The sequence below is a fragment of the Streptomyces ortus genome, from assembly GCF_026341275.1.
In the GTDB taxonomy this organism is placed as follows: domain Bacteria; phylum Actinomycetota; class Actinomycetes; order Streptomycetales; family Streptomycetaceae; genus Streptomyces; species Streptomyces ortus.
The window spans coordinates 4994489-5019959 of sequence record NZ_JAIFZO010000002.1 but is presented as its reverse complement, the minus strand read 5'-3'; the positions used below and the strand labels follow the sequence as shown (position 1 = coordinate 5019959).

General features: G+C 70.6%; 24 protein-coding genes. 9 read left to right on the top strand and 15 right to left on the bottom strand.

Annotated features, from left to right (window positions below; translation table 11 throughout):
• Positions 1 to 73: 73 nt before the first annotated feature.
• From K3769_RS25540 to K3769_RS25480, 13 genes are all read right to left on the bottom strand, one after another.
• Positions 74 to 640 carry an SMI1/KNR4 family protein gene (locus tag K3769_RS25540; protein ID WP_267028660.1) on the bottom strand — a complete coding sequence of 189 codons (567 nt, stop codon included), beginning with the start codon at positions 638 to 640 and terminating at the stop codon, positions 74 to 76.
• Between the two features lie 108 nt (positions 641 to 748).
• Entirely contained in the window at positions 749 to 1147 is a 399-nt protein-coding gene (locus K3769_RS25535; RefSeq protein ID WP_267028659.1) for a YccF domain-containing protein, read from the bottom strand.
• Positions 1144 to 2007 carry a zinc metalloprotease HtpX gene (htpX, locus tag K3769_RS25530; RefSeq protein ID WP_267028658.1) on the bottom strand — a complete coding sequence of 288 codons (864 nt, stop codon included), beginning with the start codon at positions 2005 to 2007 and terminating at the stop codon, positions 1144 to 1146. Before htpX ends, K3769_RS25535 begins: the two co-directional genes overlap by 4 nt.
• Before the next feature lie 249 nt (positions 2008 to 2256).
• Positions 2257 to 3840: an NADH-quinone oxidoreductase subunit N gene (locus K3769_RS25525; RefSeq protein WP_267028657.1), complete on the bottom strand. Its 1584-nt coding sequence runs from the start codon at positions 3838 to 3840 to the stop codon at positions 2257 to 2259.
• Positions 3837 to 5450: an NADH-quinone oxidoreductase subunit M gene (locus tag K3769_RS25520; protein WP_267028656.1), complete on the bottom strand. Its 1614-nt coding sequence runs from the start codon at positions 5448 to 5450 to the stop codon at positions 3837 to 3839. Before K3769_RS25520 ends, K3769_RS25525 begins: the two co-directional genes overlap by 4 nt.
• Before the next feature lie 6 nt (positions 5451 to 5456).
• Complete coding sequence (locus K3769_RS25515; protein ID WP_267028655.1) at positions 5457 to 7451, bottom strand: NADH-quinone oxidoreductase subunit 5 family protein; 1995 nt, start codon at positions 7449 to 7451, stop codon at positions 5457 to 5459.
• Positions 7448 to 7849, bottom strand: coding sequence for an NADH-quinone oxidoreductase subunit NuoK (gene nuoK, locus K3769_RS25510; protein ID WP_267028654.1), 402 nt, complete (start codon positions 7847 to 7849; stop codon positions 7448 to 7450). The genes K3769_RS25515 and nuoK overlap by 4 nt, the downstream gene beginning before the upstream one ends.
• Positions 7849 to 8598 (bottom strand): NADH-quinone oxidoreductase subunit J family protein, encoded by a 750-nt coding sequence (locus K3769_RS25505; protein ID WP_267028653.1) that lies wholly within the window; start codon positions 8596 to 8598, stop codon positions 7849 to 7851. The genes nuoK and K3769_RS25505 overlap by 1 nt, the downstream gene beginning before the upstream one ends.
• Positions 8595 to 9218 (bottom strand): NuoI/complex I 23 kDa subunit family protein, encoded by a 624-nt coding sequence (locus tag K3769_RS25500; RefSeq protein ID WP_267028652.1) that lies wholly within the window; start codon positions 9216 to 9218, stop codon positions 8595 to 8597. Before K3769_RS25500 ends, K3769_RS25505 begins: the two co-directional genes overlap by 4 nt.
• Before the next feature lie 2 nt (positions 9219 to 9220).
• Positions 9221 to 10189 carry a complex I subunit 1/NuoH family protein gene (locus tag K3769_RS25495; RefSeq protein ID WP_267028651.1) on the bottom strand — a complete coding sequence of 323 codons (969 nt, stop codon included), beginning with the start codon at positions 10187 to 10189 and terminating at the stop codon, positions 9221 to 9223.
• Entirely contained in the window at positions 10186 to 11340 is a 1155-nt protein-coding gene (locus tag K3769_RS25490; RefSeq protein ID WP_267028650.1) for an NADH-quinone oxidoreductase subunit C, read from the bottom strand. Before K3769_RS25490 ends, K3769_RS25495 begins: the two co-directional genes overlap by 4 nt.
• Positions 11337 to 12059 (bottom strand): NADH-quinone oxidoreductase subunit B, encoded by a 723-nt coding sequence (locus K3769_RS25485; RefSeq protein ID WP_267028649.1) that lies wholly within the window; start codon positions 12057 to 12059, stop codon positions 11337 to 11339. Before K3769_RS25485 ends, K3769_RS25490 begins: the two co-directional genes overlap by 4 nt.
• Positions 12050 to 12427 carry an NADH-quinone oxidoreductase subunit A gene (locus tag K3769_RS25480; RefSeq protein ID WP_267031541.1) on the bottom strand — a complete coding sequence of 126 codons (378 nt, stop codon included), beginning with the start codon at positions 12425 to 12427 and terminating at the stop codon, positions 12050 to 12052. Before K3769_RS25480 ends, K3769_RS25485 begins: the two co-directional genes overlap by 10 nt.
• A gap of 310 nt (positions 12428 to 12737) precedes the next feature.
• On the opposite strand from K3769_RS25480, the gene K3769_RS25475 reads away from it, so the two are divergent.
• The 5 genes from K3769_RS25475 to K3769_RS25455 all read left to right on the top strand — a co-directional run bounded on the left by K3769_RS25475 (position 12738) and on the right by K3769_RS25455 (position 19814).
• Positions 12738 to 13946, top strand: coding sequence for a sensor histidine kinase (locus tag K3769_RS25475; protein ID WP_267028648.1), 1209 nt, complete (start codon positions 12738 to 12740; stop codon positions 13944 to 13946).
• A gap of 318 nt (positions 13947 to 14264) precedes the next feature.
• Positions 14265 to 15623, top strand: coding sequence for a sensor histidine kinase (locus K3769_RS25470; protein ID WP_267028647.1), 1359 nt, complete (start codon positions 14265 to 14267; stop codon positions 15621 to 15623).
• Positions 15624 to 15858: 235 nt separating this feature from the next.
• Positions 15859 to 16530, top strand: a complete 672-nt coding sequence (locus tag K3769_RS25465) for a response regulator transcription factor (RefSeq protein ID WP_267028646.1) — start codon at positions 15859 to 15861, stop codon at positions 16528 to 16530.
• A gap of 265 nt (positions 16531 to 16795) precedes the next feature.
• Positions 16796 to 18727: a 2-oxoacid:acceptor oxidoreductase subunit alpha gene (locus K3769_RS25460; protein ID WP_267028645.1), complete on the top strand. Its 1932-nt coding sequence runs from the start codon at positions 16796 to 16798 to the stop codon at positions 18725 to 18727.
• Complete coding sequence (locus K3769_RS25455) at positions 18720 to 19814, top strand: 2-oxoacid:ferredoxin oxidoreductase subunit beta (protein WP_267028644.1); 1095 nt, start codon at positions 18720 to 18722, stop codon at positions 19812 to 19814. Before K3769_RS25460 ends, K3769_RS25455 begins: the two co-directional genes overlap by 8 nt.
• Before the next feature lie 28 nt (positions 19815 to 19842).
• Here K3769_RS25455 and K3769_RS25450 read toward each other — a convergent pair whose 3' ends face one another.
• A complete protein-coding gene (locus tag K3769_RS25450) occupies positions 19843 to 20178 on the bottom strand; it encodes a winged helix-turn-helix transcriptional regulator (protein WP_267031540.1) in 336 nt (111 codons plus the stop codon).
• A 210-nt stretch (positions 20179 to 20388) separates the two neighbouring features.
• On the opposite strand from K3769_RS25450, the gene K3769_RS25445 reads away from it, so the two are divergent.
• A complete protein-coding gene (locus K3769_RS25445; RefSeq protein WP_267028643.1) occupies positions 20389 to 21243 on the top strand; it encodes an NAD(P)H-binding protein in 855 nt (284 codons plus the stop codon).
• Between the two features lie 191 nt (positions 21244 to 21434).
• A complete protein-coding gene (gene rarD / locus K3769_RS25440) occupies positions 21435 to 22454 on the top strand; it encodes an EamA family transporter RarD (protein ID WP_267031539.1) in 1020 nt (339 codons plus the stop codon).
• A gap of 38 nt (positions 22455 to 22492) precedes the next feature.
• Here rarD and K3769_RS25435 read toward each other — a convergent pair whose 3' ends face one another.
• Entirely contained in the window at positions 22493 to 23713 is a 1221-nt protein-coding gene (locus K3769_RS25435) for a 4-hydroxybenzoate 3-monooxygenase (protein ID WP_267028642.1), read from the bottom strand.
• A gap of 84 nt (positions 23714 to 23797) precedes the next feature.
• Between K3769_RS25435 and K3769_RS25430 the strand changes: the two genes are divergently transcribed.
• A complete protein-coding gene (locus K3769_RS25430; protein WP_267028641.1) occupies positions 23798 to 24280 on the top strand; it encodes a VOC family protein in 483 nt (160 codons plus the stop codon).
• Positions 24281 to 24438: 158 nt separating this feature from the next.
• Positions 24439 to 25380 (top strand): M28 family metallopeptidase, encoded by a 942-nt coding sequence (locus K3769_RS25425; protein WP_267028640.1) that lies wholly within the window; start codon positions 24439 to 24441, stop codon positions 25378 to 25380.
• The last annotated feature ends 91 nt before the right edge of the window (positions 25381 to 25471 follow it).

The window sequence follows — 25471 nt, the reverse complement described above, 5'->3', positions numbered from 1 at the left end:
GCGGGCAGTTCCCCCGCCCCCTTGCGCCCCTTGCGCCCCTTGAGGATCGGTGCCGGAGGCCGGGAGCCGGTCGCTACGACGCTCGGGCCGCCCCTGTCCGTATGCGGAAGTCGTCCCAGGGCGCCAGGTCCGCGTCGTCGTTCTGTTCGTCGTACCAGCCGGTGCCCTGCAGCCAGGCGTCGAGCCAGACCGTGAGGGTGGGGGCGTCCACGTACCAGGCGTGGTCGGCGTCGTCGGCGTTCGGCTCGAACAGGAGCACCGGGGCGTCGGGCGCACGGCAGTCCACGCACGCGTACATGCCGCAGCCCCAGTGGGATATCGGCAGGATGCCCTCGGGCCAGGGCCAGTCGGGGTCCTTTCGGCCGCTCTCGCGATGGGCGAGGTACTGCGCGACGACCGCCGGCTCTCCCGAGGGCGGACTGTCGAGCAGGGGCAGCAGACCGTACTCCGGGCCGAACCCTCCGTCCCCTATCCGCAGATAGAGCGCGGCGAGCAGCGGCGGGACGGAGAAGCCGAGCGCGGACTCGGCACGGGCCAGCGTGGCGGCGTCCACGGGCTCGGGGAGCGAGGGCCAGCCCCACGGCCGGGAGTTGCGCGCCTCCGCGAGGACCCGTCCCAGCAACTGCTCGTTCTCGGTCATGTGTTCATGATGCAGCGCGGCACTGACATTCGGGCCAGCCTGTGGACAACCCTCGGACGACCGGCTCACGGAACGGACTGCCGTCGATGTTCCGAAGGCGCGGGCGCCCTACCTGACCGACGACGTGAACGGCTGGTCCGTGCGCACGATCTCACGTCCCAGGGGGAACAGCGAGACCGGGATCAGCTTGAAGTTGGCGATGCCCAGGGGGATGCCGATGATCGTGACGCACTGGATGAGGCCCGTGACGATGTGCGCGAGGGCCAGCCACCAGCCGGCCAGGACCAGCCAGAGGATGTTGACGATGAAGGACGGCGCCCCCGCGTCACGGCGCTCGACCGTCGTCCGGCCGAACGGCCACAGCGCGTAGGCCCCGATACGGAACGCGGCGACGCCGAACGGAATCCCGATGATGGTGATGCACAGCAGCACGCCCGCCAGCAGGTAGCCGAGGAACAGCCAGAAGCCGCTCAGGACGAGCCAGATGATGTTGAGGATTGTCTTCACTGGTGGCGACCTGCCATCTGTTCGAGCCGGGCGATGCGCTCCGCCATGGGCGGGTGCGTCGAGAACATTTTGGAGAGTCCCTGGCCCGGGCGGAAGGGGTTGGCGATCATCATGTGGCTCGCGGTCTCGATGCGCGGCTCCGGGGGCAGCGGCAGCTGTTTCGTGCCCGCCTCCAGCTTGCGCAGGGCGCTCGCGAGGGCCAGCGGGTCGCCGGTGAGCTGGGCACCGGACGCGTCCGCCTCGTACTCGCGGGAGCGGCTGATGGCGAGCTGGATGACCGACGCGGCCAGCGGGCCGAGGATCATGATCATCAGCATGCCGAGGAGGCCGGGGCCGTCGTCGTCGTTGGAGCGGCCGATCGGGATCAGCCAGGCGAAGTTGACCAGGAACATGATGACGGAGGCCAGGGCGCCCGCGACGGACGAGATGAGGATGTCGCGGTTGTAGACGTGGCTCAGTTCGTGGCCGATGACGCCGCGCAGCTCCCGCTCGTTCAGGATGCGCAGGATGCCCTCGGTGCAGCACACGGCGGCGTTGCGCGGGTTGCGGCCCGTGGCGAACGCGTTCGGTGCTTCCGTCGGGGAGATGTACAGGCGGGGCATGGGCTGGCGGGCCTGGGTGGAGAGCTCGCGGACCATTCTGTAGAGCGCTGGGGCCTCGAACTCGCTCACCGGGCGCGCGCGCATCGCGCGTAGAGCCAGCTTGTCGCTGTTCCAGTACGCGTACGCGTTCGTGCCGATCGCGATGAGCAGTGCGACGACGAGACCCGTACGCCCGAAGAAACTGCCGATGACGATGATGAGTGCGGACAGTCCCCCGAGGAGTACGGCGGTCCTGAGCCCGTTGTGCCGGCGGTGCACGGTACGCCCTCCAAATCGTGCGGCAGGGGAACCCTTGCTTGTCGATCTCTGACGTCACTGGTTTCGTGACTCCACGGTCCAGTGGACCCTCCCTCACTGGTCAACGCCAGGCGGGGAGCACTAGTTCCCTTGTGCGCACCGGCTCGCGCGTCGGCTGTCCGGGTGATGTCCGGGTGGCGCGGCGGAGCCTCGTACGCGCGCGTGCGGGCTTGCGGCCCTTCACGCGCGCGTGGGGCGTCGGGGACGGTGTCAGAAGAGGCCGGTGTCCGAGAAGCGCAGGATGAGCTGAGGTGCCCCGGAGAGCGCGACGCCCAGGACGGCGGTCAGGGCGATCGCCGCGGTGAGGGGGGCCGGGACGCGGTGCGACTCGGGTTCTCCCTCGGGGGCGCGGAACAGCAGGGCCGTCCACTGCAGGTAGTAGAAGAGCGCGATCACGACATTGACGGCCATGACCACGGCGAGCCAGCCGAGGCCCGCCTCGACGGCCGCCGAGAAGACGGTGACCTTCGCGAAGAGGCCGATGATCCCCGGCGGCAGACCGGCCAGGCAGAGCAGGAAGAAGCCGAGGACGAGCGCGGCGAGGGGGCGGGAGGCGTACAGGCCGCGGTAGTCGCTGATGCGGTTCAGCGGCTTCGTACGGGCCACCAGGGCGGCCACCGCGAAGGCTCCGAGGTTCACCGCGGCGTACATCAGGGCGTACGCGAGGGTGGAGCCGATGGCCTTCTCGGCGTCATCGGAGTACGCGGCGGCGGCGATCGGCACCAGGAGGTAGCCGGCCTGTCCCACGGAGGACCAGGCGAGGAGCCGTACCGCGCTGTACGCGCGCGTGGCCCGCTGCCGCAGGGCGCCGACGTTGCCGATGGTCATGGTGAGGGCGGCGAGGGCGGCCAGGGCCGGGCCCCAGACGTCGGCGTACGACGGGAGGGCGATCACGGTGACGAGGATCAGGCCGGAGAAGCCGACCGCCTTGCCGACGACCGACAGGTAGGCGGCGACCGGCAGCGGGGCTCCTACGTAGGTGTCGGGTACCCAGAAGTGGAAGGGTACGGCGGCCGTCTTGAAGGCGAAGCCGACGAGGGTGAGGACGACGCCCGCCTGGGCGAGCGTGTGCAGCTGGGGATCGACTTTCTCGATCTTGGCGGCGATCTCCGTGAGGTACAGGGTGCCTGTCGAGGCGTAGACGAAGCTGACGCCCATCAGGCTCACGGCGGTCGCGGTGACCGAGGACAGGAAGAACTTCAGGGCCGCTTCGGAGGACTTCCGGTCACCGTGCTTGATGCCGACGAGGGCGAAGGCGGGCAGGGAGGCGACCTCCAGGGCGACGATCAGCGTGGCGAGATCGCGCGAGGCGGGCAGCAGGGCGGCGCCGGCGGCCGAGGAGAGCAGCAGGAACCAGAACTCCCCCTCGGGAAGCGCCTTGTCGGAGTCCTTGACGGCGTCCCTGCCGACATCCTTGCCTACGTCCCTGCCGACGTTCTTGCCCGCGTCCTTCAGGGTGGTCATCGACAGGAGGGCGGCGAGGAGCGCGCCGCCGAGGACGAGGAACTGGACGACCAGCGTGAACCGGTCCGCCGTGTAGCTGCACACGTCCGCGGCGCCCGTCAGGCAGAACGTGGAGCGGTCACCGTCCAGGAGGGGCAGCAGGGCGAGCGCGGCGAGGGCGAGCCCCGCGACGGAGACCCAGCCGAGCAGCTCCTTCCTCCTGCCGTCCACGAAGAGGTCGGCCACGAGTACGGCGAGTGCGACGACCGCCACGACGGTGGGCGGCGCGATCGCGATCCAGTCGACGGACTGGACCAGGGACTGCGCCTGGTCCTGGGCCTGGGGGCTCATCGGGTGCCTCCTGAGAGGAGCTGCTGCACGGCCGGGTCGGTCAGGCCGAGGAGGGCCTTGGGCCAGAGCCCGGCGACGACGGTGAGGACGACGAGCGGGGTCCAGGCGGCGAACTCGTACGTCCGGACGTCGGCCAGCTCCGGGCTCTCCCCCGGTGAGCCCTGCGCGTGCTCCGAGTGCTGCGAGGTGTCGCCCATGCAGACCCGGCGGACCACGACGAGCATGTACGCGGCCGTGAGCAGGGTGCCGAACGCGGCGATCGCCATGAACGTCAGGAACGCGGGCCTGCTGAGACCGTCCGCCGGGTCGAACGCGCCGAACAGCGCGAGCATCTCGCCCCAGAACCCGGCGAGGCCTGGCAGCCCGAGCGAGGCGACGGCGGCGAAGGCGAGCAGGCCGCCGAGGCGCGGGGCCCTGCCGTAGAGCGCCGCCCCGTTCGTCCGGGCGAGGGTGTCGAGGTCGGTGGTGCCCGTGCGGTCCTTGAGCGCCCCGACGAGGAAGAAGAGCAGGCCGGTGATGAGGCCGTGGGCGATGTTTGCGAACAGCGCGCCGTTCACGCCGGTCGGCGTCATCGACGCGATGCCGAGGAGCACGAAGCCCATGTGGCCGACCGAGGAGTACGCGATGAGGCGTTTGAGGTCGCCCTTCGCGCCCCGCCTGGCGAGCGCCAGGCAGGCCAGCGAACCGTAGATGATCCCGACGACCGCGAAGGCCGCGAGATACGGGGCGAAGGTGTTCATGCCGTCCGGCGTGATCGGCAGCAGGATCCGGACGAACCCGTACGTGCCCATCTTCAGCAGGACTCCGGCCAGCAGGACCGAACCGACGGTCGGGGCGGCGGTGTGCGCGTCCGGCAGCCAGCTGTGGAGCGGCCACATCGGTGTCTTGACCGCGAGCCCGATCCCGATCGCCAGAACGGCGATGACCTGCACCGATGGGGTCAGCGCGGGGTGATTGTCAGTGGCGAGTGCCACCATGTCGAAAGTGCCCGCCCTGATTCCGATCAGGAGCAGGCCCAGCAGCATGATCACGGAACCGAGCAGTGTGTAGAGGATGAACTTCCAAGCGGCCTGGGTTCGTTGCTCACCGCCCCAGCGGGCGATGAGGAAGTACATCGGGATGAGCACCATCTCGAACGCGAGGAAGAACAGCAGCAGGTCGAGGACGGCGAAGGTCGCGAGGGTGCCGGACTCCAGCACGAGCACGAGCGCCACGAATGCCTTCGGGGACGGGCCCGACGGCATTTTGAAGTAGGAGTACAGCGCGCACAGGAAGGTCAGCAGCGCGGTCAGCACGAGGAGGGGGAGGGAGATGCCGTCGATGCCGAGGTGGATCCGCACGTCGAGTGCGGGGATCCAGCTGATGTCCGTCGTGGCCTGCATCCGCTGTGCCTTGACCGGAGTGTCGTGGTCGAAGCCGAGCGCCAGGACGATCGCGGCGATGAGTACGGCGCCGGTGACGGTCGTGCCGTGCCGCAGTACGGCCTGCTCGGGCGACTTCCCCTTCAGCCCGGGCGGGGCCGGCAGGAGAGCCGCGACGGCCCCGATGAGCGGGGCGACGACCATGAACGCCAGAAGAAACTGCATCACGGACTCGTTGATATCGATCACGCCTGCTCACGCTCCCGCGGTGGCGACGAGGAGGGCGGCGACCACCAGGACGACGGTGCCGGCGAGCAGCGCGCTCACATAGGTCTGCAGATTGCCGGTCTGGGAGCGCCGCACGGCAGCGCCCAGCCAGCGGGGCACGGCGCCCGCGCCGCGCACGTAGGTGTCGACGACCTCGCGGTCGAGGAACCGGACGAGGGTGGCCGCGGCCTGGACCGGGCGGACGAAGAGCGCCGCGTACACCGCGTCGAGGTGGAAGCCGACGGCCGCGTGGCGGTGCAACGGGCCGAGCAGCAGGCGTCCGGGATCCGCCGGGTCGGGCGCCGAGGCCACGTCCCCGTACGCGGGTGTGTGGCTGGCGATGGCCTCGGCCTCGACCAGGCCGCCGTCGGCGTCCGGGTGGGCCGCGACCGCGCCGAGCGGGACACGGCCGGCCATGGCGGTGGTGTGCCGCCACGCGCCGTAGGTGACGATGCCGCCGACCAGGGCGACCCCCGTCCCGAGGACGGCGGTGGTGAGGGTCGGGGTGAGGCTCCGGCCGTCGAACCAGTCGGGCAGCAGTCCGGTGGCGAGTCCGAAGGCGAGTGAGGGGAGGGCGAGCAGCCACAGCACGGAGTTCATGGTCACGGGCCGCTTGCCGTGGTCGGGGGCCTCGGTGCCGTGGCCGTGGAAGGCGAGCAGCCACAGGCGCATCGCGTAGGCGGCGGTGAGCAGCGCGGTCACCAGGCCGGAGACGAGGACGATCCAGCCCGCGGCTCCGGGGACGCTCTCGGCGTGGCCGACGGCGGCGTGCTCGGCGGCTCCGAGGACGGACTCCTTGGAGAAGAAGCCGCTGAAGGGCGGGATCGCGGCGAGTGCGAGGAGCGCCACGGTCATCGTCCAGTAGGCGTCGGGGACGCGGGCGCGCAGGTCCCTCATCCGGGACATGGCGGCCAGGGAGTTGGTGCCGGCGGCGTGGATGATCACGCCGGCCGCGAGGAACAGGAGCGCCTTGAAGGCGCCGTGGGCGAGGAGGTGGAAGACGGCGGCACCGCGGTCGCCGACGGCGAGGGCGCCGGTCATGTAGCCGAGCTGGCCGATCGTCGAGTACGCGAGGACCCGCTTGATGTCGTCCTGGGCGAGGGCGGCGAGGGCCGAGCCGGCCATCGTCACGGCGGCCATGACGGCGAGGACGACCAGCGCGGCGGCGGAGGCGGCGAAGACCGGGAGGAGCCGGGCGATGAAGTAGACACCGGCGGCGACCATCGTCGCGGCGTGGATCAGCGCGGAGACGGGCGTGGGACCCGCCATCGCGTCGGGGAGCCAGGTGTGGAGCGGGAACTGCGCCGACTTGCCCGCCACGCCGGCGAGGAGCAGCAGCGCGATGAGCGTGGGGTGGTCGAGTCCGCCGCTCGCGACGTTGCCGAGGATCTTCGTGATGCGGAACGAACCGGTGTCGGCCGCGAGCGCGAACAGGCCGATCAGGAAGGGGACGTCGCCGAGTTTGGTGACGAGGAAGGCCTTGATGGAGGCGGCGCGTGCTTCCGGGGTCTCCCAGTAGTGGCCCACGAGGAAGTACGAGCAGATGCCCATGATCTCCCAGCCGACCAGCAGCACCATCAGGTCGCCGGAGTAGACGACGAGCAGCATGGCGGAGGTGAAGAGGGAGACGAGAGCGGCGTACGAGGAGTAGCGCGGGTCGTTGCGCAGGTAGCCCGTCGAGTAGATCTGCACGCAGGTCGCGACCAGGCCGACGAGGATCGCGACGAGGGCGGCGAAGCCGTCGATGTGCAGGGCGAGTTCGACGGGGACCGAACCGGTCGGGGTGAGCTCGGTCGCCGCGTCCACGGCCTGTCCGCCGCCCTGGCGTACGGCGACGACCACGGCGAGTGCGAGGGCGGCGACGGAGGGCAGGACGGCGAGGGGACGGGTGAAGCCGGGGGCCGTGCGGCCCAGGAGCAGGCCGGCCGCGGCGCCCAGGAAGGGGAGGAGGGGGACGAGGACGGCGAGGGTGGTCGTGGTCACGCGGTGGCCTCAGCCTTCTCGGCCGGTTCGCTCCGGGCGGTCTCGGAGCCGTCGGAGTGGTCGTCGGGGTCGTCGTCGCCGGGCTCGGCGGTGTCGCGGAGCCTGTCGATGTCCGCGGTGCCGCGGTTGCGGTGGACGGCGAGGACGATCGCCAGGCCGATGCCGATCTCGGCGGCGGCGATGGCGATGGTGAACAGGGTCAGTGCCTGGCCGGAGTGCAGGGTGTCCTGGGCGGTCTTGCTGAGCCAGACGTCGAAGGCGACGAGGTTGAGGTTGACGGCGTTGAGCATCAGCTCGACCGACATCAGGACCAGGATCGCGTTGCGGCGGGCGAGGACTCCGTAGAGGCCGGTGCAGAAGAGGAGGGCGGAGAGTACGGCCGGGTAGGCGAGGTGCATCAGCGGGCACCTTCCTTGTCGCTGTCGCCCTGGGTGGCGGTGCTCCGTGCGGCCTCGCTCCGGGTCACGTCACTCCGGGCCGTGTCGCTGCGGGTCGCGTCGCTTCGGGGGCTCGGCGGGCGCGGAGGGGTCGTGGCGGTCGTTCGTCCGCCCGTCTCCTTCGCCACGGCCTTCGTCTTCGCCTTGCGGGAGAGGACGATCGCGCCGACCAGCGCGGCGAGCAGCAGGACCGAGAGCGCCTCGAAGGGGAGCACCCAGCTCTGGAAGAGGCTCGCGCCGGTGACCGCGGTGGAGCCGACGGCGGCGCCGTCCAGGTCGATCCAGGTCGTCCGGAAGGCGTCGACGACCACCCAGACGAGGGCGGCTGCAGCGGCGACCGCGACGGTGAGGGCGACCCAGCGGTTGCCGGAGTCGGCGTCCGGGGAGCGGCCGATGGGGGCCTTGGTGAGCATCAGACCGAAGAGGAGGAGGACGACGACGGAACCGACGTAGATGAGGACCTGCACCCAGGCGATGAACTCGGCCGTGAGGAGGAGGTATTCGACGGCGAGGCCGCCGAGGGCGACGACCAGCCACAGGGCGGCGTGCACCAGTTGCTTCGTGGTGACCGTGACGACGGCGGCGCCGAAGGTGACCAGGCCGACCAGGAGGAAGGCGATCTCGACGCCCGTCGGGGAGAGGAAGCCGTGGGTCTCGGCGGCGGCGGTCGTGGCCCGCGCCGCCGAGACGGTGGCCGCGGCGGGAGTCACGAGGCGCCTCCCCGCGGCGGGTCGGTGGGCTCGGGGGCAGCAGCGGTTCCGGCCGGCGCCTGCGCCGCTGCTTCCGCCTCCGCCTCTGCCTGGGCCTGGGCCGTGGCGAGTTTTTCGGCGGTCTTGCGGGCGGCGGCGATCTCCTTGGGCTCCTCGGCGCCGGGGTCGAGGGCCGGCGGGGCCGGGACGGTCCACATCCAGTCGCGGAGCTTGTCGCGTTCGTGGGTGAGTTCGTGGATGTCGGTCTCGGCGTACTCGAACTCGGGGGACCAGAAGAGCGCGTCGAACGGGCAGACCTCGATGCAGATACCGCAGTACATGCAGAGGGAGAAGTCGATGGCGAAGCGGTCGAGGACGTTGCGGCTGCGCTCGCGGCCACCGGGAGCGGCGGCCGGGACCGTCTCCTTGTGGGAGTCGATGTAGATGCACCAGTCCGGGCACTCGCGGGCGCACAGCATGCAGACCGTGCAGTTCTCCTCGAAGAGCCCGATGACGCCGCGGGTGCGGGGCGGGAGTTCGGGCTGGGCGTCGGGGTACTGCGCGGTGACGGTCTTCTTCGTCATCGTGCGCAGGGTGACGGCCAGGCCCTTGGCCAGGCCTGAGCCGGGAAAGGGGGACATGGTTACGCGATCACCACCTTGACGATGCCGGTGAGGGCGATCTGGGCGAGGGAGAGGGGGACGAGGAGGGTCCAGGCGAGTTTCTGGAGCTGGTCCTCGCGCAGGCGGGGATAGGTGACACGCAGCCAGATGACGACGAAGGCGAGGACGGCCGCCTTCAGCAGGGTCCAGACCCAGCCGAGGCCGTCCGCGCCCCACGGGCCGTGCCAGCCGCCCAGGAAGAGCACGGTGGTCAGGCCGCACAGGACGACGATCCCGGCGTACTCGGCGAGGAGGAACAGGGCGAAGCGCAGGCCGGTGTACTCGGTGTAGGCGCCGAAGATGATCTCCGAGTCGGCGACCGGCATGTCGAAGGGCGGGCGCTGGAGTTCGGCGAGGCCCGCCACGAAGAAGACGATCGCGCCGACGATCTGCCAGGGCAGCCACCACCACTCGAAGGCGTCGACGATGCCGGGCAGGGAGACCGTGCCGGCCGCCATGGCGACCGAGGCGGCGGTCAGCAGCATGGGGAGTTCGTAGGCGAGGAGCTGGGCGGCGGTGCGCAGGCCGCCGAGGAGGGAGAACTTGTTGGCCGAGGCCCAGCCCGCCATGAGCGAGCCGAGGACGCTGACACCCATCACGGCGAGGACGAAGAAGATGCCCGCGTCGACGACCTCGCCGACCGCGCCCGCGCCCGGGCCGATCGGGATGACGAGGAGGACCATGAGGTACGGGAGGAGGGCCACGGCGGGGGCGAGCTGGAAGATACGGCGGTCCGCGCCGGCCGGGACCACGTCTTCCTTCTGGGCGAACTTGACGCCGTCCGCGACGAGTTGGGCCCACCCGTGGAAGCCGCCCGCGTACATGGGGCCGAGGCGGCCCTGCATATGGGCCATCACCTTGTGCTCGGCCTGACCCACGAGGAGGGGGAACGTCAGGAACACGACGAAGACGACGAGGAGTCGCAGGGCGACGTCGAGCGCGTCGTTCACTGCGCGCCTCCTGAGGGGCTTTCGGAATCGTCGGGACCGCCGGGACCGCCGGTGGCGTCGGGCCCGCCGGTGCCGTCAGGACCGCCGGGGCCGTCGGTGACGTCAGGGCCGTCAGGCTCTGGCGACGGTTTTCCGGGGGGCTTCGTCGGTGGTGCGGGCTCGTCGAAGGCCGGGCGGGCCTGGTGCCACGGAGCGTCCGAACCGCGCGCCTCCGCGGGCGCCTTCGGCTCGGTGGGCGGTGTCGGGGGTGTCGGCGGTGTCGGCGGCGCGGGCTCGGGCGCAGGTGTGGCCGCCTCCGTTGAGGGCGACGGAGGCGAGGGCGGGGTCGGCGCGGTTGGCGGGGTCGGCGCGGTTGGCGTCGTTCGGGCTTGGCTCGCCGAACCGCCGGCCGCCGTGCGGGTTCGTCGCGGCGGGCGCTCACCGGAAGCACCTGCCGCTCCCGCCGTTCCTGCCGTTCCTGCCGTTCCTGCCGTTCCTGCCGTTCCTGCCGCTCCCCCCGCAGCCGCCGCGCCCCTCGCGCCCGCCGCGCGACCCGCGCCTCGGGCCGGGCGGGCGGGGGCCGGGGGGAGCTGGCCCTTGAGAGGGCCCCATTCGTTCGGGTCGGGGACGCCCGGCGGGAGCATCTGGCGGCGCTTCGGGCCGCCGTGCTCCGACTCCCCCGGCTCCTTCGCGCCCGGCCAGGCCTTCGCCACGCGGGCTGCCAGGACGAAGTCCTTGCGCAGGGGGTGTCCCTCGAAGCCCTCGGGCAGGAGGAGCGGGTCCAGGCCGGGGTGGCCCTCGAAGGCGACACCGAACATCTCGTGGGTCTCGCGTTCGTGCCAGGCGGCGCCCGCGTAGATCTCGACGGCGGAGGGGAGGACGGGTGCGGAGTGCGGAACCGTCGTGCGGACGAGGAGGCGGCGTACGGGGGCCAGCGCCACGACATGGGCCGAGACGCGGAAGCCCGCGCCCGGTTCCGTGCCGGGTTCGTCGACGGCGCTCAGCCAGTCGAAGTAGGTGCAGCCCAGGGCGTCGCGCGCGTTCTGCAGGGAGGCGAGCCAGGATGCCGGAGGCACGTCGACCGTCAGCAGTTCGTACGACTCCTCGGCCGTGGCGTCCGGGCCGAAGAGTTCCTCCACGGGGGCCGGGAGCCATCCGGTCGTCCCGGTCATCGGGCGTCCCCCGTGGCCGTATCCGTTTCCCTGTCCGAAGCCGAAGCCGAAGCTGAAGCCGAACCCGTGGCCGGCGGCCGGACGAGGTCGCTCTGCAGCGCGGCCGTGGAGGGACGGCCGGCGGAGGAGGATGCGTACCGCTCCCCCAGGGACTCCCGGGCGATCTTCTCCTGGAGCTTGAGGATGCCCTGGAGCAGCGCCTCCGGGCGGGGCGGGCAGCCCGGGACGTACACGTCGACAGGGATGATCTGGTCGACGCCCTTGGTCACGGAGTACGAGTCCCAGTACGGGCCGCCGCAGTTCGAGCAGGCGCCGAAGGAGATGACGTACTTCGGTTCGGGCATCTGCTCGTACAGGCGCTTCACGGCCGGGGCCATCTTGTCCGTGACCGTGCCGGAGACCACCATCAGGTCGGCCTGGCGCGGGCCCGGGGCGAACGGGATGACGCCGAGGCGGATGAAGTCGTGACGGGCCATCGACGCCGCGATGAACTCGATCGCGCAGCAGGCGAGGCCGAAGTTGAAGACCCAGAGCGAGTAGCGGCGGCCCCAGTTCAGGACCACCTTCATCGGCTCGGGAGCCAGCCGGGCGAGCGCGCCCAGCCGCTTCGGCTCCGGCAGCAGGACCGGCTCGGGAGCCGACGAAGCCGACGGGACCGACGGAGTCGGCCGGGCCGAGGGGGCCGACTCGGCGGAGGCGGCCTTGGGGGTCACGTCCATGTGAGGACGCCCTTCTTGTATGCGTACAGCAGACCGACGGCCAGGAAGCCGAGGAAGATGAACATCTCCACGAGCGTCGCCGCGCCGTAGCCCGGCGCGGCGAAGACCGTCGCCCAGGGGAAGAGGAAGATCGAGTCGACGGCGAAGATCACGTAGAGGAAGGCGTAGACGTAGTAGCGGACCTGGGTGTGGGCCCAGCCCTCGCCGACGGGGTCGACTCCGCACTCGTACGTCATGAGCTTCTCGGGGGTCGGGACGACGGGGCGCAGCAGGCGGCCCGCTCCGAAGGCGACGGCGACGAACAGCACGCCGACGACGGCGAGCAGTCCGACGACCGAGTACGACTGGAAATGGTCCGGCGCGACCATGGTCGGTTCCGGCACGTCCGCCCCTCGCTCCCTGGCCTCGGATGACCTTCGTAAGCCGTCGTACGCCGTCGCAAGCCGTCGGCTGACGTCGTATCCCGTCGTCTGCCGTCGCGTTCGACGATCTGTACGCACCGGAGTCTAGGGCCTGCTAAAGGGACCGTAAGCAGCCCGTCACGGTTAGGCATGGTGCGGGTGTGTTCCCGGGCCGCGGTCGAAGAGGGCCCGCGCCGCCGATGGTGGGGTTTTCCCCAGGAGACGAAGGCGGCCCACCTCATGGCGCCGCAGGCCGCGGTTCGGCAAGGTGGCGCCTATGACCGAACGCATTGCGGCCGTCGACACCCTGGGCGTCGGCCCCGACAGGCCCCCACCCCCGCGCTTCGCCTACGACCGGCACACCTGGAAGGAGATCGCGCATCTCCTGGCCAACCTGGCGACGTCCCTCGTCGGGTTCGTCTACATCGTCACCGTGCTGTTCCTCGGAGCCGGGCTGACGGTGACGGTGATCGGGCTGCCGGTGCTCGCGTTCGGGCTCCTCGGCGCGCGCCAGCTGGGGAAGTTCGAGCGGATGCGGGCCAGGGCCCTGCTCGGGGTGCGGGTGGAGGAGCCGAGTCCCCTGCCGTTTCGCGGGCGGGGCGGTTTCTTCGGCTGGCTGTGGATGGGGCTGAAGGATCCGGTCGGCTGGCGGACGGTGCTCTACGAGCTGATGCGGCTGCCGTGGAGCATCGTCACCTTCACCGTCACGCTCACGTCGTTGTTCGTGCTGTGGCCGGTGCTGCCGTTCCTCGCGCGCGGCCTCGCCAACGCCGACCGGGCCATGGTGCGCGCCCTGTTGTCGCCCTCGGACGAGCTGGAGAAGCGGATCGCCGAGCTCGAGTCGGACCGGGGGGTGGTCGTCGACACGGCCGCGGCCGACCTGCGGCGCATCGAGCGCGACCTGCACGACGGGGCGCAGGCCCGGCTGGTGAACCTCGCGATGGGGCTCGGTCTGGCGAAGGAGAAGCTGCTGGAGGGGCAGGCCGACGAGACCGTCGCCGCCATGGTCGACGAGGCGCACGGCGAGGTGAAACTGGCGTTGCAGGAACTGCGGGACCTGGCACGCGGTATCCACCCGGCGGTCCTCACCGACCGCGGTCTGGACGCCGCGCTGTCCTCGGTCGGCGCCCGCTGCACGGTGCCGGTGAAGGTGACGGCCGACCTGCCGGCCCGCCCGGCCGCGGCCATCGAGGGCATCGCGTACTTCACGGTCTCCGAGCTCCTGCAGAACGTCAGCAAGCACAGCGGTGCGCGGTCCGCCTCGGTCGACGTGTGGCGTTCGGACAACCGCCTGCTCATACAGGTCCGGGACGACGGCGGCGGCGGTGCCTCCCTCGACGGCGGTACGGGGATGGCGGGGCTCGCGGACCGGCTCGGCGCGGTGGACGGGCTGTTCGTCATCGATTCGCCGGTCGGCGGGCCGACGACGATCACGGCGGAGCTGCCGTGGCGGGACCGGACGGAGGACGCCGGGGGCCGGCCCTGACCTCAGGGCTGCCCCGCGGCCGGGCTGTCCTCCGCTGTGCGCCTCGAACGCTCCCGAACGCCCCCGAAGACGCCCCCGACCCGGGCGTCTTCGGGGGCGTACCCCTGTGCCCCCAGGTCGAGGCGTACCCGTGTGCCCCCCAGGTCGCCCCGTCACCCGGTCCCCGGTCCCCGGTCCCCGGGGTAGGGAAAACCCCCGGGCCCAGACGCCGACGCGCTCCATGGTCCACGGGGGCCGCGCGCAGCACAGTGGAGTTACACCAGCGGACGAAGCGGCTGACGAACTGCAGCGGCTGACGAACAGGAACGGACGGCGGTCATGGCCACGGAGTACGGACAGGGATACGGGTGGGACGACGGCCCCGGATTCCGGGGGGAGGGCACCACGGGGCGGTGGCACCGGCTCCCCACCGCGCTGCGGGCGCCGATCGAGGCCCGCAGCCTGCGTGAGTTCGTCTACCTGATGCTGAGCCTGCCGCTCAGCATCCTCATGTTCACCTTCGCCGTGACGATGACGTCGCTCGGCGCGGGCCTGCTGATCACCTTCCTCGGCGTCCCGGTACTCGCCGCGGGGCTCGCCGGCTGCCGCGGACTCGGCTCGCTGGAACGGGCCCGCGCCCGCGGCCTGCTGGGACTCGACGTCGCCGCGCCGGAACCTCTTCGGATGCGCAAGCAGGGCCCCATGGGGTGGATGGGGGCCACGCTGAAGAGCGGCGCGTCCTGGCGCCACCTCCTCTACACGGTCCTCCACCTCCCGTGGGCCGTCTTCGCCTTCGTCGTGGCCCTCACCCTCTGGACGACGGGCTGGACGCTGCTGACGTACCCGCTGTGGTTCTGGATCTTCCCGATGTACGGGGGCCAGGGCGGCCTGCAGCTGTACGGGGACGAGGCGCACCGGATCTACCTGGACAACCCCTTCGAGATCACCGTGACCGCGCTGGTCGGGCTGCTGCTCACCCTGGCGACGCCCTGGATCGTACGGGCGCTGACCCTGGTGGACCGGCTCCTCGTGGGCGGGCTGCTGGGCCCCTCGAAGCTGGCCACCCGCGTGGTGGAGCTGGAGTCGGACCGGGGTGTCGTGGTCGACACGGCGGCGGCCGACCTGCGGCGCATCGAGCGCGATCTGCACGACGGGGCACAGGCCCGGCTGGTGGCGCTGGCGATGGATCTGGGGCTGGCGAAGGAGAAGCTGGCGGAGGATCCGCGGGAGGCGGCGCGGATGGTGGGCGAGGCGCACGGTGAGGTGAAGACTGCCCTTCAGGAGCTGCGGGATCTCGCCCGCGGGATCCATCCCGCCGTGCTGACCGACCGCGGTCTGGACGCCGCGCTGTCCTCGGTCGCCTCCCGGTGCACCGTGCCCGTGCAGGTCGAGGTCGATCTGCCGGCCCGGCCGGCGCCCGCCATCGAGGGGATCGCGTACTTCACGGTCTCCGAGCTGCTGCAGAACATCAGCAAGCACTCGCGGGCCACGCGGGCGACGGTCGACGTCTGGCGGATCGAGAACCGGCTGATGATCCAGGTCGTCGACAACGGGGTCGGCGGGGCCGATGCCGGGGCGGGGTCCGGGCTTGCGGGGCTCGCGGGGCGGCTCGACGCGGTGGACGGGATACTCGTGGTCGATTCGCCTGCGGCGGGGCCCACTCGGGTGACCGCGGAGTTGCCCTGGCGGGCGGCCTGAGGGTTCGCTCCCTCCTGGGAGGCGGGGTTTTCTTCCCCAGGCCCACCCCTTCCCGAAACCGGGGGCTTTGCCCCCTGGGCCCCCAAAGGCAAAAGATTGCGCAGTTCCCCGCGCCCCTGAACAGGGGCGCGGGGAACTGCGCAATCGGCAACACATGCCCCGCACGCGTCCCGATGCTGGGATGCTAGGTGCTGACGTATGTGCGGGGCGTGGGACGGGCTGGGGGGCCAAAATCGTGGAGGACAGAGTGCGCGTGGTCATCGCCGAGGATTCAGTGCTGCTGCGGGAGGGCCTGACCCGGTTGCTGACCGACCGCGGGCACGAGGTGATCGCAGGTGTCGGGGACGGGGACGCCCTGATCAAGACGATCACGGAGTTCGCGGCGCAGGACGCGCTGCCGGACGTCGTCGTCGCGGACGTCCGGATGCCGCCGACCCACACCGACGAAGGTGTGAAGGCGGCCGTGCAGTTGCGCAAGCAGCACCCGGGGCTCGGCGTCCTGGTGCTGTCGCAGTACGTGGAGGAGCAGTACGCCACCGAACTGCTCGCCGGTTCCAGCACCGGAGTCGGCTATCTCCTCAAGGACCGGGTAGCCGAAGTGAGGGAGTTCGTGGACGCGGTCGTCCGCGTGGCCCGCGGCGGCACCGCCCTCGACCCCGAGGTCGTCGCGCAGCTGCTCGGGCGCAGCCGGAAGCAGGACGTCCTCGCCGGACTCACTCCACGGGAGAGGGAGGTCCTTGGACTGATGGCCGAGGGACGGACCAACTCCGCGGTCGCCCGGCAGCTCGTGGTCAGCGACGGCGCGGTCGAGAAGCACGTGAGCAACATCTTCATGAAACTGGGGCTGTCCCAGAGCGACGGGGACCACCGGCGCGTTCTCGCGGTCCTCACCTACCTGAAGTCCTGAACTGCACTGAACCGCCCGGCCCCCTGACCTCCGCGGTACAGCGTGGTCCGAGTGCGAGAACCGAGAATGTGCACGGAGCGTCTTCACAGGTAACTCCAGGGGGCGGAGCAATCGTGGCAAAACAGGATGTACGACAGTCTCGAAACGGCGTCCGTCATGAGAGCGTCCCGGGGCGGGCCCCCCTTGCCGACGTAGGGTTGGGCCCGGGGTGGAGGCCTGCGCAAGGGCCTCACCCGGACAGCCGCCTCGAAGGAGGTTCACTTCAGTGACCAGTCAGGTCAGCAGCCCAGCTGAGCAGGCCGACGGAGCCGTCGTAGGAGAACAGCGCAAACCGGCGGCCGACAAGGACGTACGCCGGCTCGATCGGGTGATCATCCGGTTCGCGGGGGACTCGGGTGACGGTATGCAGCTCACCGGAGACCGCTTCACCTCCGAGACCGCATCGTTCGGGAACGACCTTTCGACACTGCCGAACTTCCCCGCCGAGATCCGTGCGCCCGCAGGAACACTGCCGGGCGTTTCTTCTTTTCAGCTGCATTTCGCCGACCACGACATCCTCACCCCGGGCGACGCGCCCAACGTCCTGGTGGCGATGAATCCGGCCGCGCTGAAGGCGAACATCGACGACGTGCCGCGCGGCGCGGAGATCATCGTCAACACGGACGAGTTCACCAAACGGGCGATGTCGAAGGTCGGGTACGCGACCAGTCCGCTGGAGGACGGTTCGCTGGACGGCTTCTCGGTCCATCCCGTGCCGCTGACCACGCTGACCGTCGAGGCGCTCAAGTCGTTCGACCTGTCCCGCAAGGAGGCAGAGCGCAGCAAGAACATGTTCGCGCTGGGCCTGCTGTCGTGGATGTACCACCGGCCGACCGAGGGCACCGAGAAGTTCCTGCGGACCAAGTTCGCCAAGAAGCCGGACATCGCGGCGGCCAACATCGCCGCCTTCCGGGCCGGCTGGAACTTCGGCGAGACGACCGAGGACTTCGCCGTCTCCTACGAGATCGCCCCCGCCACCCAGGCCTTCCCGACGGGCACCTACCGCAACATCTCCGGGAACCTGGCGTTGTCGTACGGGCTGATCGCGGCGTCGCGGCAGGCCGACCTGCCGTTGTACCTGGGCTCGTACCCGATCACGCCCGCTTCCGACATCCTGCACGAGCTGAGCAAGCACAAGAACTTCGGCGTACGCACCTTCCAGGCCGAGGACGAGATCGCGGGGATCGGGGCGGCGCTGGGCGCGGCCTTCGGCGGGTCGCTCGCGGTGACCACGACGTCCGGTCCGGGCGTGGCCCTGAAGTCGGAGACCATCGGGCTCGCCGTCTCCCTGGAGCTGCCGCTGCTGGTGATCGACATCCAGCGCGGCGGGCCCTCGACCGGGCTGCCGACCAAGACCGAGCAGGCCGACCTGCTCCAGGCGATGTACGGGCGCAACGGCGAGGCCCCGGTCCCGATCGTGGCCCCGCGTACGCCCGCCGACTGTTTCGACACGGCCGTCGAGGCGGCCCGCATCGCGCTCGCGTACCGCACGCCGGTGCTGCTGCTCTCGGACGGCTACCTGGCCAACGGCTCGGAGCCGTGGCGGATCCCGGAGACGGACGAACTGCCCGATCTGCGGGTGCAGTTCGCGCAGGGGCCCAACCACACGCTGGCCGACGGCACCGAGGTCTTCTGGCCGTACAAGCGCGACCCCGAGACGCTGGCCCGGCCGTGGGCGATCCCGGGCACGCCCGGCCTGGAGCACCGCATCGGCGGCATCGAGAAGCAGGACGGCACGGGCAACATCAGCTACGACCCGGCCAACCACGACTTCATGGTCCGTACGCGGCAGGCGAAGATCGACGGCATCGACGTACCGGATGTGGAGGTCGACGACCTCACCGGGGACGCGCGCACGCTCGTACTGGGCTGGGGCTCGACCTACGGACCGATCACCGCGGCGGTACGCCGGCTGCGCGCGTCCGGGGAGCGCGTCGCGCAGGCCCATCTGCGCCACCTCAACCCCTTCCCGCGCAATCTCGGCGCGGTGCTGAAGCGTTACGACACCGTGGTCGTCCCCGAGATGAACCTCGGCCAGCTGGCCACGCTGGTCCGGGCGAAGTACCTGGTGGACGCCCACTCGTACAACCAGGTGAACGGCATGCCGTTCAAGGCTGAGCAACTCGCCACGGCTCTCAAGGAGGCCATCGATGGCTGAGACGACCACGGAAGGCTCGGGCACGATCGAGGCGCTCACTCTGGTGCCCAAAGCCGAGGCCAGGCAGTCCATGAAGGACTTCAAGTCCGATCAGGAAGTGCGCTGGTGCCCCGGCTGCGGTGACTACGCGATCCTCGCCGCCGTACAGGGCTTCATGCCCGAACTCGGCCTGGCGAAGGAGAACATCGTCTTCGTCTCGGGCATCGGATGCTCGTCCCGTTTCCCGTACTACATGAACACGTACGGGATGCACTCCATCCACGGCCGCGCGCCGGCCATCGCGACCGGGCTCGCCTCGTCGCGGCAGGATCTGTCGGTGTGGGTCGTCACCGGTGACGGGGACGCGCTGTCCATCGGCGGCAACCATCTGATCCACGCGCTGCGGCGGAACGTGAACCTGAAGATCCTGCTGTTCAACAACCGGATCTACGGGCTCACCAAGGGCCAGTACTCCCCGACCTCCGAGGTCGGGAAGATCACGAAGTCGACGCCGATGGGCTCGCTGGACGCGCCCTTCAACCCGGTGTCGCTGGCGATCGGCGCGGAGGCGTCGTTCGTGGCGCGGACCGTGGACTCCGACCGCAAGCACCTCACCGAGGTCCTGCGGCAGGCGGCGGCCCATCCGGGCACGGCCCTCGTCGAGATCTACCAGAACTGCAACATCTTCAACGACGGCGCCTTCGAGGTCCTCAAGGACAGGCAGCAGGCCGAGGAGGCGGTGATCCGCCTGGAGCACGGGCGGCAGATCCGCTTCGGCGCTCCGCTGGAGGACGGCCTCGGGTCCAAGGGTGTCGTGCGCGACGCGGTGACCGGCGATCTGAGGGTCGTCACCGTCACGCCGGAGAACGAGCCGCTGATCCTGGTCCACGACGCGCACTCCGCGTCGCCGACGACGGCGTTCGCGCTGTCGCGGCTCGCCGACCCCGACACGCTGCACCACACGCCGATCGGTGTGCTGCGGGCCGTGGACCGGCCGGTCTACGACACACAGATGGCCGACCAGCTCGACTCCGCCATCGAGCAGAACGGCAAGGGCGACCTGTCGGCGCTGCTCACCGGCGGGGATGCCTGGACGGTCGTCGGCTAGGCGCTCGGCCCGGGCCCGGTCGTGGTGTCTACGACCGGGCCTCGTCGTACGCCTGCCTGGCCTTCTCCACCGCGTCCATCCGCCGCTCGGTCCACAGGGCCAGGGCCAGGACCTGTTCGGCGGCCTCCCGGCCCAGGTCGGTGAGGGAGTAGTCGACGCGCGGCGGGATGACCGGCTTGGCGTCGCGGTGTACGAGGCCGTCGCGTTCCAGGGTCTGCAGGGTCTGGGTGAGCATCTTCTCGCTGACCCTGCCGATCGCCCGGCGCAGCTCGCTGAAGCGGTGCGGGCGCTCTGCGAGCTCGATCAGGACGAGGACGCCCCAGCGACTGGTGACGTGCTCCAGGACCAGGCGGTACGGGCACATCCCCTCGGCGGTGGCGTACTTGTCCACGATCGGACTCGCCGCCGAGCTGTTCGCTGTCGGGTCTTTCCCTGTCAGGCCGTTCCCTCCCGGACTCTTCCCCGCCGCTGCGCTTACCGTCATAGATGTACCTTACTTCAAGGTGGGTACTTTCCCAGAGTTAGTGCAACCCCTATGGTGAGTACACCCACCCCACAAGGAGTTGCTTCCACCATGAGCATTGTCGTCACCGGAGCCACCGGAAACCTCGGCCGACTCGTCGTCGAGGGACTGCTGGAGAAGGTCCCGGCCGACCAGGTCGTCGCCGTCGTCCGCAACGAGGAGAAGGCGGCGGACCTCGCCGCCCGCGGCGTACGCCTCGCGGTCGCCGACTACAACGCGCCCGAGACCTTCGACAGCGTCTTCTCCGCCGGCGACCGGGTGCTGCTCGTCTCCGGCAACGAGTTCGCCAAGGGCCGTGTCGCCCAGCACAAGGTCGTCCTGGCCGCCGCCAAGGCCGCCGGGGTCGCGCTCCTCGCGTACACCAGCGCCCCCGGCACCCTGACCGCCGCGCTGGCCGACGACCACCGGGGCACCGAGGCGGCGATCCTGGAGTCCGGTGTGACGTACACCCTCCTGCGCAACGGCTGGTACAACGAGAACTACACCGAGAACCTGGCCCCGGTCCTCGAACACGGCGCCGTCGTCCAGGCAGCCGGCGAGGGCCGGCTCTCCACCGCCTCCCGCGCGGACTACGCCGCCGCCGCCGTGGCCGTGCTGAGCGGTGAGGGCCACGAGAACAAGACGTACGAGCTGGGCGGCGACACCGCCTTCGGCTTCGCCGAGTACGCCGCCGCGGTGGCGCGGGCGACCGGCAAGGAGATCGTGTACAAGGCCGTCCCCGCCGAGACGTTCAAGGGCATCCTGACCGGCGCCGGCCTGCCCGCGCCGTTCGCCGAGACCCTGGCCGGCGTGGACGAGTCCATCGAGAAGGGCGAGCTGCTCGTCGAGACGGGTGACCTCTCCCGGCTGACCGGCCGTCCGACCACGCCGATCACGGAGTCGATCGCGGTGGCGCTCAAGGGCTGAGGCCCTGGGGCCCGACGCCGGTCCCGCCTGGGCCGCGCGACCCCCGCCTGTCATGACCGTATGGCGATACGGGCATGACGCGCGGGGGTTCTTGGCGCTACCTTCTTGGAGCTTGAGTGTGCTTCCGCGCTTGAGGCGAAAGAAAAGGAGAGGCCGTGCCGGTGGAGTCCGAGTCCGAGGGCAAGCGACACATAGGTCCGGACGCGGGTCCGGAGTCCAAGGGCGAACAGCGGATCGGTCTGCTGAACGGTTTCGCGGCGTACGGCATGTGGGGGCTCGTTCCCCTTTTCTGGCCGTTCCTCGAACCCGCGAGCGCCGGCGAGATCCTCGCCCACCGCATGGTCTGGTCCCTCGGCTTCGTGCTGATCGCCCTCGTGGTGATGCGGCGCTGGGCCTGGGCCCTCCCGCTCCTGCGCCAGCCGCGCAAGCTGGGCCTGATCACCGTCGCGGCGGCCGTGATCACCGTCAACTGGGGCGTCTACATCTGGGCCGTGAACAGCGGCCATGTGGTGGAGGCGTCCCTCGGTTACTTCATCAATCCCCTCGTCACCATCGCGATCGGCGTCCTGCTCCTGAAGGAACGGCTGCGGCCCGCCCAGTGGGCCGCGGTCGGCACCGGCTTCGCCGCGGTGCTCGTCCTGACCGTCGGCTACGGCCAGCCGCCGTGGATCTCCCTCTGCCTCGCCTTCTCCTTCGCCACGTACGGACTGGTCAAGAAGAAGCTCAACCTCGGTGGCCTGGAATCGCTGGCCGCGGAGACCGCCGTCCAGTTCCTGCCCGCGCTCGGCTATCTGGTGTGGCTGTCGGCCCGGGGTGACGCGACCTTCGGCGGCGAGGGCGCCGGGCACGCGGCGCTGCTGGCCGCGACCGGTGTGGTGACCGCGCTGCCGCTCGTGTGCTTCGGCGCGGCGGCGATCCGGGTGCCGCTGTCCACCCTCGGTCTGCTGCAGTATCTGGCGCCGGTGCTGCAGTTCCTGCTCGGCATCCTGTACTTCCACGAGGCGATGCCCCCGGAGCGGTGGGCCGGGTTCGCCCTGGTGTGGGCCGCGCTGTCGCTGCTGACCTGGGACGCGCTGCGCACGGCCCGCCGGTCGCGGACGGTCCTGCGGAACGCGGAGATCGCCGCGGCCTCGGCGACGGCGGAAGCGGCGGCTGCCGCTGCCGCTGCTACCGAGGAGGCCGAACAGGAACAGGCGGGCCGCCGCCAGTAATCGGTGCGGCCGTAGTCGGTGCGTCAGCAGTCGCTGCGTCAGTAATCGGTGTCCTTGCCCAGGAACAGTTCGGCGAAGCCTGCCGCGGCGGCCGGCGAACCCAGCGTCCGCCGCATCCGGGCCAGCGCGACCCCCGCACGGAACGGATCACCGGACGAGACACCGTGGTACATCTCGGACAGCCACTGCGAGAATTCCTGGTACTGCCACACCCGCCGCAGACACTTCCGCGAGTAACCGAGCAGCCCGCTGTCGTCCCCCTCGCCGTAGTGGGCGACGAGCGCGTCGCCGAGCAGCAGGGAGTCGTGGATCGCCAGGTTCATGCCCTTCGCACCGATCGGCGCGAGCAGGTGGGCCGAGTCCCCCACCAGATACAGCCGCCCGTACGCCATCGGCTGCACCACGTAGTTGTGCATGGCCAGGACCCGCTTCTCGATCAGCTCGCCCTCGACGAGCGGCGGGGCCCCGTCCGCCGCCAGCCGTTCGTGCAGCTCGGACCAGACGCGGTCGTGCGACCAGTTCTCCGGGTCGTCGCCGGGCGGGCATTCCAGGTAGTAGCGGGTGACCTGCGGGCTGCGGGCCATGTGACCGGCGAACCCGCGCGGATGGATACCGAAGACGACGCAGTCGGCGGACGGGGGCGCCTCGGCGAGCAGCGCAAGCCAGCCGACGCCGAGGTCGTGCCGGGCGATCGTGACGTGCTCCGCCGGCATGTGGCCACGGGTCACACCGCGCGCGCCGTCGCACCCCGCGACGAAGTCGCAGTCCAGCCGCACGCGTTCACCCGTCTCCGGATCCGTGTACGCGACCGAGGGCCGGTCGGTGTCCGTCCCGGCCGGCTCGACGTCACGGACGCCGAAGCGGATGTCGCCGCCGCGGACGTCCGCGTACTCCCGCACCAGGTCCGTCACCAGGAGCGGCTGCGGATAGACGTAGTGCCGCTGCCCCGACACACCCGTGTACGGGAACCGGTGGCTCTCCCCCGCGAACCGGAACTCGCACTCGGTGTGCACCACCGTGTTCCGCAGCAGCCGGTCCGCGAGGCCCCGCGCGTCCAGCGCGCGCACCGCCCACTCCTCCAGGAACCCCGCGCGCGGACGCCGCTCGATGAACTGCCTGCTCTCGTTCTCCAGCACCACGCAGTCCACGGAGGCGGCCCGCAGGATGTTGGCCAGCGTGAGCCCGGCGGGCCCGGCACCCACGACAACGACGCGGGTGCGCTGAAGGGTGACGGAGGCGGCAGGGGCGTCTGCGGTCATACGAACAGTATGACGAATTCGAGGGGGGCAGGTGGGAACGCCGGAGGGGCTGAACTGCCCAGGTTGCGCCTATAAATGGTCACCATGACCGAACCTTCCGCACTCCGGCCCACGCCCGCCCCCCTGCACTGGAAGCTCGTCGTCGACACCGCCGACCCGCACGCCCAGGCCGACTTCTGGGGCGCCGCCCTCAACTACCTGGTCGAGGACCACAGCCCGCTGATCGAGCGCCTGCTGAACGTCGGCGCCGCACCCCCCGAGCTCGTCGTCGAATCGCACGGCCGCCACGCCTGGCGGGACGCGACCGGCGTACGGCACCCGCAGGACCCGTACGAGGAGGAGAGCGGCGTGGGGCTCGGGCGGCGGCTGCTGTTCCAGCGCGTACCGGAGCCGAAGACCGTGAAGAACCGGCTGCACATCGACCTGCACGCCGAGAACGGGAAACGGGACGCGGAGGTCGCACGGCTGACCGGGCTCGGCGCGACGGTCGTCCGGGAGGTGAAGGAACCCTCGGGCACGTGGGTGGTGATGGCCGACCCGGAGGGCAATGAATTCTGCCTCCACTGACACACCGGTGGCACACCGATGGCGCGTCGGGGCCTATCCGCTATGCGAACGCCGCTGACCGGATTGTGCTCTTGACGGAGCGTCAACCTCAGCTTCACCATCAGGCACCCATTTCCGCAAGGAATCCAAGGAATCCAAAGGAATTCGGAGCCCCCCACATGAAGCTCTCCGTTCCCGGACGCGCCACGGGCGCCGCCGCCCTGGCGATCGCCGCGTTGCTCACGACGAGCGCGATAGCCGACGCCGCGCCCGCACGCGTGGCCGCCGCACCGGACATACCCGTGGCCAACGTCAAGGCCCACCTCACCCAACTGCAGTCCATCGCCACCGCCAACGGCGGCAACCGCGCCCACGGCCGCGCCGGCTACAAGGCGTCCCTCGACTACGTGAAGGCCAAGCTGGACGCGGCCGGATTCACCACGGCCATCCAGCAGTTCACCTCCTCCGGCAGCACCGGCTACAACCTGATCGCCGACTGGCCCGGCGGCGACACCAACCAGGTCGTCATGTCGGGCTCCCACCTCGACAGCGTCTCCGCGGGGCCCGGCATCAACGACAACGGCTCCGGTTCGGCGGCCGTCCTGGAGGCCGCGCTCGCCGTGTCCCGGGCTCAGTACCAGCCCACGAAGCATCTGCGGTTCGCCTGGTGGGGAGCGGAGGAGCTGGGCATGGTCGGCTCGCGCTACTACGTCAACAGCCTCACCACCGCCAACCGCGCGAAGATCAGCGGCTATCTGAACTTCGACATGATCGGGTCGCCGAACCCCGGCTACTTCGTCTACGACGACGACCCGGCCATCGAGAAGACCTTCAAGGACTACTTCGCCGGTCTCGGCGTCGCGACCGAGATCGAGACCGAGGGCGACGGCCGCTCGGACCACGCCTACTTCAAGAGCGCGGGCATCCCCGTCGGCGGCCTCTTCACCGGCGCCAGCACCCGGAAGACCGCGGCCCAGGTGACCAAGTGGGGCGGCACGGCGGGCGTGGCGTTCGACCGCTGCTACCACTCCTCGTGCGACACGACGACGAACATCAACGACACCGCCCTGAACCGCAACAGCGACGCGCTCGCGTACGCGGTGTGGGAGCTGTCGGAGTAACCGTCCCGTCAGGCGTACCGGCCGTCTCCGGGCCCGCCGCAGCAGGGCGGCGGGCCCGGGAGACGTACTGGACGATTCCGAGGCCCCGGAG